We start from the raw sequence: 1,121 nt of genomic DNA, 5'->3' as shown, positions 1-1,121 counted from the left end.
CTTCATCACCTCTCCCATTTTTCCTGACTCAAGTAACCGAGACAAAAAGAAAAAAGGGCTGAGTACGCCATAACGAGGGTGCTGCCATCGAATTAGCGATTCACTTTCTCGCCATTCACCACTATGGATACACACTATCGGTTGGTAATAGAACATAAACTCTTGGTTGCTTACCGCTTTTGCTATGTCTTCATCCGTAATAACGATGTCGCTATTAGAATTAGAAGCAGCCGCTTCTTTTGTAGAGTTAAGGTTAATTAACTTTGACAGCGACTCTTTTGCTATTGGCTTCTCAAGAACACCAAGCAAATTCAGGTTAAACGCTTTACACATCTTCCTTGCGGCATCGAGCACTGTTTTGCTTTCCGCACTTGTGATGATGATATTGCCTTGAAAATCGGCCTCAGCAAGGCGTTTTAGGAGTTCGATACCATCGATCATCGGCATATTCAGATCACATAAGATCAAATCGACAGAAGAGGCTTCAATAAACTCTAGAGCCTTATATCCACATTCAAAAGGTTGGACATTTTCCATACCCAAACTCTTTAAAACCATCCCCATTACATTCAATTGAAAAGGGTGATCTTCTATCACTACAACATGCTGGTTCATGGTAGCTCCTTAAATGGTTTGATTGATTCTGAACAATAAGTCTTCAATTGGTTCGTCAGCTGTTCGAGGTTATCGTAATGTGCTTGAATACCATCTAAGTCACTTAAGGAGACCAATTCCATTGTTTGCAATTGATTGGCAATGTCCTCTGTGCCTACCATTTTTGCAGCTCCCTTCATCTTATGAGCTACCTGTTTAATGGCTTCGAGATCTCGCTGTTTGCACGCAGCTTGAAGCAGAGGCATGTCAGCTTGATGGCTCTTGATAAAGTCAGTGATGATCTGCATGACGAGATCTTGGTCACCAAACAATTCGGTTAAGTTGGCGAGATCAATCGGAGCAGAGCTCGGCTCACTTTTAGGCTCCGAGGAACTAATACAAGGCTTATCGACAACAGATTGCACCTTATCAAGATGTTTGATTATGGTGTCGCCAATCACCCTTAATTTGGTTGGTTTTGATAAGAAGTCATCCATACCAATCTCAAAGCACTTATCATTTTCCCC

General features: G+C 41.8%; 2 protein-coding genes. Both read right to left on the bottom strand.

Annotated elements, in window-relative coordinates:
- Positions 1-615, bottom strand: a 615-nt coding sequence (locus tag AB4496_RS28765; protein ID WP_372133513.1) for a response regulator, incomplete at its 3' end; no start/stop codon positions are given.
- The coding region (locus tag AB4496_RS28760; protein ID WP_372133510.1) for an Hpt domain-containing protein at positions 612-1,121 on the bottom strand (510 nt) is incomplete at its 5' end. The genes AB4496_RS28760 and AB4496_RS28765, both read right to left, overlap by 4 nt.

Source organism: Vibrio sp. 10N.222.46.A1, assembly GCF_041473595.1.
GTDB classification, from domain to species: Bacteria; Pseudomonadota; Gammaproteobacteria; order Enterobacterales; family Vibrionaceae; genus Vibrio; species Vibrio tasmaniensis_A.
The sequence above is the reverse complement of the archived record's forward strand: the minus strand, read 5'-3'. Positions and strand labels throughout refer to the sequence as shown.